Source organism: Streptomyces sp. 8K308 (assembly GCF_004348315.1).
Classification (GTDB): domain Bacteria; phylum Actinomycetota; class Actinomycetes; order Streptomycetales; family Streptomycetaceae; genus Streptomyces.
The window spans coordinates 1-6,410 of record NZ_SMKC01000382.1; the positions used below are offsets into that span (position 1 = coordinate 1).

Annotated in this window: 5 protein-coding genes; all 5 read right to left on the minus strand. The window is 71.4% G+C overall.

What is annotated here, in order from left to right; genetic code table 11:
• Nucleotides 1-28 precede the first annotated feature (28 nt).
• Complete coding sequence (gene trxB, locus E1265_RS31845; RefSeq protein WP_132934445.1) at nt 29-997, minus strand: thioredoxin-disulfide reductase; 969 nt, start codon at nt 995-997, stop codon at nt 29-31.
• 105 nt (nt 998-1,102) lie between these two features.
• On the minus strand, nt 1,103-2,053 hold the full coding sequence (locus tag E1265_RS31850) for a hypothetical protein (protein WP_132934446.1): 951 nt from the start codon (nt 2,051-2,053) through the stop codon (nt 1,103-1,105).
• The gene (gene sigM, locus E1265_RS31855; protein WP_243741256.1) at nt 2,050-2,748 is read right to left on the minus strand and encodes an RNA polymerase sigma factor SigM; all 699 of its coding nucleotides are present in this window, start codon (nt 2,746-2,748) and stop codon (nt 2,050-2,052) included. Before sigM ends, E1265_RS31850 begins: the two co-directional genes overlap by 4 nt.
• A gap of 91 nt (nt 2,749-2,839) precedes the next feature.
• Entirely contained in the window at nt 2,840-4,555 is a 1,716-nt protein-coding gene (locus E1265_RS31860) for a protein kinase family protein (protein WP_207931287.1), read from the minus strand.
• A gap of 204 nt (nt 4,556-4,759) precedes the next feature.
• Nucleotides 4,760-6,410 (minus strand): murein biosynthesis integral membrane protein MurJ (gene murJ / locus E1265_RS31865; protein ID WP_132934448.1); only part of this gene is annotated, 1,651 nt, incomplete at its 5' end.

Genomic DNA, 6,410 nt, shown 5'->3' on the forward strand with positions numbered 1-6,410 from the left:
GTCTCGGGGTGAAGTCGGGGGCGGTCGCTCAGGCCTGGACGTCCGAGGTGATGTTCTCGGCGTCGGCCAGGGCGGCGAGGTAGCGTTCGGCGTCGAGTGCTGCGGAGCAGCCGGTGCCGGCGGCGGTGATGGCCTGGCGGTAGCTGTGGTCCACGACGTCGCCGGCGGCGAAGACGCCGGGGATGTTGGTGCGGGTGGTCGGCGACTCCACCCGTAGGTAGCCCTCGGCGTCGAGTTCCAGCTGACCCTTGAACAGCTCGACCCGCGGGTCGTGGCCGATGGCGACGAACAGGCCGGTGACCGGCAGGGCGGAGGTCTCGCCGGTGCGGGTGTTGCGGAGGGTCAGCCCGGAGAGCTTGCCGTCCGTGCCGTGGATCTCGGCGACCTCGCTGTCCCAGATGAACTTGATCTTGGGGTCGGCGAAGGCGCGCTCCTGCATGGCCTTGGAGGCCCGCAGGGTGTCCCGGCGGTGGACGATGGTGACCGTGCGAGCGAAGCGGCTCAGGAAGGTGGCCTCCTCCATCGCCGTGTCGCCGCCGCCGATGACGGCGATGTCGTGCTCCTTGAAGAAGAAGCCGTCACAGGTGGCGCAGTAGGAGACGCCCCGGCCGGAGAGCTCGTCCTCGCCCGCCAGCCCGAGCTTGCGGTGCTGGGAGCCGGTGGTCACGATGACCGCCCGCGCCTGGTGCACCTTCCCGGCCGTGTCCGTGACCTTCTTGATCTCGCCGCCCAGGTCGACCGCGACGATGTCGTCGGGGATCAGCTCCGCGCCGAAGCGCTCCGCCTGGGCCCGCATGTTGTCCATCAGGTCGGGGCCCATGATGCCGTCCCGGAACCCAGGGAAGTTCTCCACCTCGGTGGTGTTCATTAGGGCGCCACCGGCGGTGACCGCTCCTTCGAAGACCAGGGGGTTGAGCGAGGCACGTGCGGTGTAGAGCGCGGCGGTGTAGCCCGCGGGGCCGGAGCCGATGATGATCACGTTGCGGACGTCGCTCACGGGAATCTTCCTTGTCTCGGATGGGACGGCCGGGGCCTGGTGAAGACCCTCAGACCAGTAACGGATCCTAGGGTCCCAGACATTCCCGGCAGGAAGATCCGGGGGCTACTCCACCGGATAGCTCTGTTGCACCAGGATCTCGCCCGAGGCCGGCGGGGTGGCGCTGACGCAGTCGGCGTCCACCACGTAGGCATCCACTCGTTCGGGATCGGCGGTGTGGCGGAAGAGCACCAGATAGGCGTCGACGCCCTCGTAGTCCTCGGCCTCGGCGGCCAGCGGGGCCTCCTGCCGGCCGATGGCGTCCTCGACGCACGAGGGCACCTCCGTCAGCGGCTCCGCCTCCGGGGCCGTCGTGCCGGACTGCTCGTCGAGGGCGCCGCTCTCCGAGGACTGGCCCGTGCCGGAGGAGCTCTCCGGCGACGGAGCGGCGAGGTCCCCCTCGGTGCCCTCCATCGTGGAGAGGGTGCCGGGCGAGCCCTCGGCCTCGGCCAGCAGCTCCCTGACCTGATCCTCCAGGGGCTCCGAGGCCAGCGCGGTGGTCTCTTCCGAGGCGTCCTCGGCGCTGCCCGCGTTCGTATCGTGCAGCTCGGACTGGCCGATCAGGGACTGGGTGAGGAGGGCGCCGAGGCCGACCGCCACGGTGACTCCTGCGGCGGCCAGGGCCATGCGTGGCCAGCGGGGCCGTGCGACGGGGACGGGGACCAGCGTCGCATGCTCGGATTCCGCTGTCTCCCACTCCGCTGTTTCATGCTCCTCTGTTTCACGTGAAACAGAGGGCGAGGATTCCCTCGGAGGTACTCCCCGGGAGTCTGCAGCAGGTGAATCAGCGGTGGCCTCGGCCGCGAGGGCGGCGTCGATGCGGGCCGCGACGTCGTCGGGGATGGAGGGTGCGGGGAGTGCCCTGAGCTCCTCGCGGAGGGCGAGGAGCTCAGCATGGACCTCGGCGCAGGAGGCGCAGTCGGCGAGGTGGTCTCGCAGGGCGGCGGCCTCGGGCTCGCTCAGCAGGTCCTCGTCGAGTGCCGCGATCTCGGCGGGGTCTGGATGGGGGTTGTTCATGAGCTTCCGCCTCCTCCCCGCCTGGCTCTCCTGGTTTCGCCCGTCTTCCTCGGAGGTGGGACGGATGTATCCGGTGACTGGTTCCTCTCGGATGGGCCCTCGTCCTCAGAGGCGCGGGGGCGGAGGTGTCGCAGCAGGGGCAGGAGCCGGGCTCGGCCGCGGGCGCAGCGGCTCTTGATGGTGCCGACCGGGGTGTCCAAGATGCGCGCGGCCTCGGCCACGGGATAGCCCTGCATGTCGACGAGCACGAGGGCCGCCCGCTGCTCGGCGGGGAGCTCCGCCAGGGCGGTGCGCAGCTCGCGGCGCAGGTCCTGGCGCTCGGCGGGGGCTGCGGCCGACTCGTGTGGCTCCAGCAGATCCTCGAGGCGCTCCGGTTCCGGCATGGGCGTGGTCTTGCGGCTGTTGGCCCGGCGGATCCGGTCCAGGCAGGCGTTGACGGTGATCCGGTGCAGCCAGGTTGTGACGGCTGCCTGGCCGCGGAAGGTGTGCGCGGCGCGGTAGGCGGAGACGAAGGCGTCCTGGAGGGCGTCGGCCGCCTCCTCGCGGTCCCCGAGGGTGCGCAGGGCCACGGCCCAGAGCCGGTCCCGGTGGCGGCGGACGAGCTCCGAGAAGGCGTCCGGATCGCCTGCGGCGTGCCGAGCCAGCAGCTCGTCGTCGGAGTCGACGGCCGGCCCGTCCGGCACGCGTCTGCCCACGCCGAGCCCTCCCCTCTGTGCCTGCTCTGCCGTCGCTGTGTTCGGTGGTCGCCGGATGCCGTCCGCGTGCCCTCGGGGCGAGGGCACGCGGTCAGCCTGAAACGGAGACTTCGGCGATGCGGCCACGATATTTGCCATCGTCACCGACAGGCAGGTCGGTTAGCCAGACGAGCACGAACTGTGTCTCGATTGGGTCCTCGGCGGTGAGCGTGAGGTCGTCACCGGTGCCCTCGGCGATCGTGGAGAAGTCGTCGAGCTCGCTGGGCATGGTGGTCACATCGGGGTCGGCGACCCGGAACTGCACGGGTGTGTCGCCCACCGCGTTGATCGTGAGAGAGCTGACGGTCTGCGGTTCGCCGAGGTCGAGGACGAGCCCCAGGCCGTCCTTGAGGTTGCCGAAGCTGGGGCCCTCGTAGTTCTTGGTGTGCCAGCTCGTGTCCGGGTCACCGTCGATGACGTTGGACACCAGCTCAGGGTTCTGGCTGTTGCCCCCGGGGCCGGGGTTGAACTCGACGGCCTCGGAGATGGTGACCGGCTCGGGAGCGGGAGCCTCGGTCTCCTCTTCCTGGACGGCGGGGCCGGTGGGCGCGGTGTTCTCGGCCGGCGGGTTGTCGCCCTTGAGCAGCGCGTCGGCCAGCTGCCAGCTGCCGAGGCCGAGGGCGGCGATCAGCAGTGCCGAGACGCCCCACTTGAGTGCGGTGCCGGTGCGGCCGGGGAGTGCGGGGGCCGGGGGCGCCGGCGGGTGCGCCGCGGTGGGCGGTAGCGGGCGGTTGTTGGCGAGGGTGCCGCGCTGGTAGGTGGTGCGCTGAAAGCCGGCGATGCCGCTCGGGGTGTCCTCCGGAGGCCGGATCCGGGGCAGCTCCCCCAGCGCCTGCCCGATCTCCTCGGGGCTGGTGAAGGGCGGCTTCTGGCTGGTCGCCGTGGCGCCCTCGTTGACCAGGGCCCGCATGGCGATCTCCGACAGCCCGCGATGCACCCCGGCGCGGAGTTGGTCCGGGGTGACCAGGGAGTCCCGGGAGCCCTTGCTGAGGCCCGCGACGCCGCTGAGTCCGTAGGCGCCCTCGGCGTAGGGCCAGCGCTGCGTCAGCGCGGCGTAGAGCAGCGCTCCGATGGCCTCGGTGTCGGTGCGCTTGGGGGTCTCCGAGGTGATGCCGCGCAGCGCGGCGTCGACGGCGAGGCCGCGGATGCGGAACTGGCCGGGGCCGGTGCGCAGCACGGTGGCGGGGGTGAGCCGGAGGTGGGCCAGCTCCTTGCGGTGGGCGGCGGCCATGGCCTGGGCGACCTGGCTGGCGAGCGCGTAGGCCTCGTGGGCGTCGAGGGAGCCGGTTGCGAGGACGGTGCTCAGCGGGGTGGCGTCCGGGAGCCACTCGTGGATGACGTGGACCAGCCCGTTCTCCTCGACGGCGTCGAGGACCTGGACGAACTTCGGGTCGCCGAGCAGTGCCGCGGCGCGGGCGGCGGCGAGCACCTGGGGCGCCCGCTCGTGGTTGGCCGGGAGGACGTGGACGCCCACGGCGCGCCGCAGCTTCTCGTCCACCGCACGCCAGCTGCTGAAGCCGTCCAGTCGGGTGATGCACTCCTCGAGCCGGTAGCGCTTAGCGAGGCGATGACCGCTGTGGAGCTCGACGGTTCGGGGCCGCTCGGCTCTCTCCTCGCTCGCCTGGTCCGCCTTCGCCGCCGCGGCACCCGATCCCGCTGTCAGCGCGATCGTGGTGGTGTCCGCCTGCTCGGCGCTTTCGGCGTCCGTGGCGTGCTTTGTGCTCGCCGGTTGCTGTGGAGGGCTAGTCGCCGTGCTCCGTTCGGCCACCGTGGGTTCCGCCTCCCCGTTCTCGGCTGTGGGCTATTGACACTGCCAGATTCATTGTGCCGGTAGTCCGCCACCCTGCACGACATGTGAGTACGGGCGGAGGTTGTACGGCGTGTGGCCGAACGGTGTCGTCACCGGGCCCAGCCTGCGATGATCCGGGGGACTCTGGGGATCTTGATGTCGGCGGGGCACGGTGCGGTCCGATCAGCGGCCGAGCCGGGAGCGGACCATGCCCACGAGGCCGGTCAGCTCCTCGACACGCATCCGGCGGGCCGCGAGGTAGAAGGCGGCGAGCAGGACCACGCCGCCCACCGTGAGGGCCGCCACGGAGCCGATCAGGCCGGCGCCGAGGGCGCGCAGCAGGGCGAAGCCGGCGGCGCCGCCGAGGAGGGCCGCCGGGACGCTGGCGCCGGAGAGGCGGATGTAGGTCCGCACGATGCGGGCGCCGTCCAGGTCGGTGCGCAGCCGGGCGCGGAGCCGGCGCCAGGCGACGCCGACCCCCAGGGCGTAGGCGATGCCGTAGCTGAGGGCGATGCCGGCGACGACCCAGCGGTCGGGGAGGATCGCGTAGCTGATCAGGGAGAGGAGGATCCAGCCGATCGAGACGATCACCGTGTTGTAGAAGGGGGTGCGGGTGTCCTCGTAGGCGTAGAAGGCGCGCAGCACGACGTACTGGGCGGAGTAGGGGATGAGGCCTAGGCCGAAGGCCATCAGGATGTAGCCGAAGGAGCGGGCGCTCTCCTCGCTGGCTGTCTGGAAGAGCAGGGTGCACATCGGCACGCCGAGGGCGACGAAGGCGAAGGCGATGGGCACGATGGCCACGGCCGAGGTGCGCAGCCCGTGGGACAGGTCGTCCCGGACCGCAGCGGTGTCGCCGTCGGCCGCGGACCGGGAGAGCCTGGGCAGCAGGGCGGCCATCACCGAGACGGTGATGATGGCCTGGGGCATCTGCCAGATCAGCAGGGCGCTGTTGTAGGCGATGAAGCCGGTGCCCTCGAAGCCCGTGTCGGCGGCGCGCTGGCCGGCCGCCGTGGAGAGCTGGGTGACGACCAGCAGGGCGGCCTGGTTGGCCAGCACGAAGAGGACGGTCCACTTGGCCATGGTGGCGGCCTTGCCGAGGCCGTGGCCGCGCCAGTCGAATCGCGGGCGGATGCGGAAGCCCGCGGCGCGCAGGTAGGGGATCATGGCGCCGGCCTGGACGACCAGGCCGAGCAGGGTGCCCACGCCAAGCAACCGGACGCCCTCTGCGCTGATGGTGTCCTCGGTGAGCCCCGAGGCCTTCTGGGTGCCGAAGACCCAGAGGAACATCCCGAAGGTGAAGATGACGACGATGTTGTTGAGGACCGGGGTCCACATCATCGGGCCGAAGTGGTCGCGGGCGTTCAGAATCTGGCCGATCACCGTGTAGACGCCGGTGAAGAAGATGGTCGGCAGGAAGTACCGCGCGAAGGTGACGGTCACCTCGTTGGCCGCCGGGTCGCCGGCGATCGAGGGCGACTGCATGCTGACCAGCAGCGGGGCGGCCAGCATGCCGGCGATGACCAGGGCGGCGAGGGCCGCCATGACGACGGTGAGCAGTCGGTTGGCGTAGGCGTCGCCGCCGTCCGGATCGTTCTTCATGGCGCGGACGAGCTGCGGCACGAAGACGGAGTTGAGGCCGCCGCCGATGATCAGGAAGTAGATCATCGAGGGCAGGGCCCAGGCGACGGTGTAGGTGTCGCCGAGTACGGCCGCGCCCAGGGCCGCCACGGTGACCAGCTGCCGGACGAAGCCGGTGATCCGGGAGACCAGGGTGCCGGCGGCCATGACGGCGCTTGACTTGAGCAGGCTGGCGGCGCGCCCCTGGCGCTTGGCG